Consider the following 2,879-nt stretch of genomic DNA (forward strand, 5'->3'; position numbering starts at 1 on the left):
GTCGTGGCGGGGCTGTCGTTCGGTGAGCCGCGGGTGCCGGTGGTGTCCAATGTGAGCGGCCGGATCGCGGAGGCCGGTGAGCTGGCCGGTCCGGAGTACTGGGTGCGTCATGTCCGTGAGGCCGTGCGTTTCGGCGACGGTGTGCGGGCCCTGGTGGAGCAGGGTGTGTCGCGGTTCGTGGAGCTGGGTCCGGACGGTGTGCTGAGCGGCATGGCGCGGGAGAGCGCGGGTGAGGACGCGGTCCTGGTCCCGCTTCTGCGCAAGGACCGGGAGGAAGTCACCGCCGTGCTGGCCGCGCTGGCCGAGCTGCACGTGTGCGGCGTCGCCGCCGACTGGGGAACCGTCCTCCACGGTACGGGCGGCCGTGCCGTCGACCTGCCGACCTACGCCTTCCAGCACGAGTACTTCTGGCCGAAGGGCACCGTCGCCGGCACCGGGGACATCAGGCTGGCCGGCCTCGGCGCGGCCGGACACCCCCTGCTGGGCGCGGCCGTGGAACTCGCCGCAGGAGACGGGGTGGTGTTCACCGGCCGACTGTCGGCCCAGTCGCACCCCTGGCTGGCCGACCACGTCGTCCAGGGCGCCGTACTGGTGCCGGGCACGGCCCTGCTGGAGCTCGCCGTCCGGGCCGCCGACGAGGTCGGCTGCGACGCGGTCGAGGAACTGACCCTGCCCGCACCGCTCGTACTGCCCCAGCGCGGCGCCGTGCGCATCCAGGTGAGTGTCGGCGAGCCGGACGACTCCGGCCGCCGCACGATCACGGTGCACTCCCGGGACGACGCCGGGGACGAGCGGCAGCCGTGGACCCTCAACGCCGAGGGCGTCCTGACCCCGGACACGGTGGCTCCGGAGTTCGACGCCACGGTGTGGCCGCCGCGCGACGCCGCGCCGGTCGACGTGAGCGACTGCTACGAGCGGCTCGCCGACGCTGGTCTCCGCTACGGCCCCGTCTTCCAGGGCCTGCGAGCCGCTTGGCGTCGCGGCGACGAGGTGTTCGCCGAGGTCACCCTGAACGAGGAGACGGACGGCACGGGCTACGGCCTGCACCCGGCGCTCTCCGACGCGGCCCTGCACGCCTCGTTCGCCTTCGGCGGCGACGACGCCCCGGGCGGGGTGCCGTTCGTCTGGGAAGGCGTGTCACTGCACGCGTCCGGCGCATCGGTACTGCGGGTCCGGCTGACCCGGACCGGGGACGACACCCTGGCCGTGCACATGGCCGACCCCTCCGGGGCGCCCGTCGCATCCGTCGAGTCCCTGACGGTTCGCGCGGCCACCGCGGGTGTACGCCCCGACGACGCCTCTCGGTCGCTGTACCGCGTGGAGTGGGTCCCGGCCCGCGGTGCCGACAACGAAGCCCTTCCGGGCCCGGTGGGCGTCCTGGGCACGGTCGGGACGGCGGCGCTCGCGGGCCTGCCGGGTGACGGGTTCGTGGCGTTCGCGGATCTGGCGGACCTGGCCGGTGCCGGTGAGGTGCCGGGGACGGTGCTGGCCGACGTCGGCGCGTTCGCCGGTGGTGCCGATGTGATCGGCTCCGTGCACGGCGCCGCGGCCCGGGCACTGGAGCTGATCCGTTCCTGGCTGGCGGAGGAGCGGTTCGCCGCAACGCGCCTGGTGTTCGTCACCCGTGGCGCCGAGGGTGCCGCTGACCTGTCCGGCGCCGCCGTGCGGGGCTTGGTGCGCTCCGCGTCGCTGGAACACCCGGGCCGCTTCGGTCTCCTCGACGTGGGGCACGGCACCGACACCGGAGCGCTGACCGCCGCCCTCTCCGTGCAGGAGACGGAGACCGCCGTACGGGACGGCCAGGTGCGGGTGCCGCGGCTGACGCGGACGGCTCCGGCCGACGACACCGGCACCCCGGCGGCCGACGCTCCGCTGTCGGACACGGACGGCGGCACGGTGCTGGTGACCGGCGGTACGGGTGGTCTGGGCCGGATCCTCGCGCGGCACCTGGTAGTGGAGCACGGCGTACGGGATCTGCTCCTCGTGAGTCGGCGAGGGCCGGCCGCCGAGGGCATCCAAGCCGTGACGGCCGAACTCACCGGCCTGGGCGCCCGCGTCTCGGTCACGGCGTGCGACCTCGCCGACCGTACGGCCGTCGACGCCCTGCTGGCCGGGGTGCCGAACGACCGCCCGGTCCGGGCGGTGGTGCACGCGGCCGGTGTCCTGGACGACGGCATGGCCGAGTCCTTCACCTCGGAGCGGTTGGCCGATGTGCTGCGCCCGAAGGTGGACGGGGCGTGGAACCTGCACGAGGCGACCAAGGACCTCGACCTGGACGCCTTCGTCCTCTTCTCCTCGGTGGCGGGGACGTTCGGCAGCGCGGGCCAGGCCGCCTACGCGGCAGGCAACGCGTTCTTGGACGCGCTCGTGGAACACCGCCGCTCCTTCGGGATGCCCGCCACCTCCCTGGTGTGGGGGCCGTGGTCGCAGGAAGCGGGGATGACGGAGGGACTGTCGGAGGCCGACCGGCGGCGTATCGCGCGCTCGGGTCTGCCGACGGTCACGGCGGAGCAGGGCACGGCGTTGTTCGACGCGGCCCTGACCTCGGGCGAGCCGGTCGTCCTCCCCCTACGCCTCGATCTGGCCGCACTGCGCGGTCGGGAGGACGTCCCGAATCTGCTGCACGGCCTTGTCCGTGCGCGCAGGCGTCGTTCGGCGGCCGGTGGGTCGGCGGCGACGGCGGGTCTGGTGCAGCGCCTGGAGGGTCTGGGAGAGGCCGAGCGCCGCGAGGTGATGCTGGATTTGGTGCGCGGCCAGATCGCGGTGGTACTCGGCCACGCGGGAGCGCAGACCGTTCAGCCCGACCGGGCTTTCCAGGATCTGGGCTTCGATTCGCTGACGGCGGTGGAGCTGCGTAACCGGCTGGGCAAGGCGACGGG

At 74.2% G+C, this 2,879-nt stretch carries 1 protein-coding gene; it reads left to right on the plus strand.

Translation table 11 applies throughout. The features are described 5' to 3' along the window. Positions 1-2,879, plus strand: a 2,879-nt coding sequence (locus ACZ4V1_RS35820; protein WP_468345343.1) for a type I polyketide synthase, incomplete at both ends; no start/stop codon positions are given.

This window comes from Streptomyces sp. NPDC028991 (assembly GCF_055564775.1).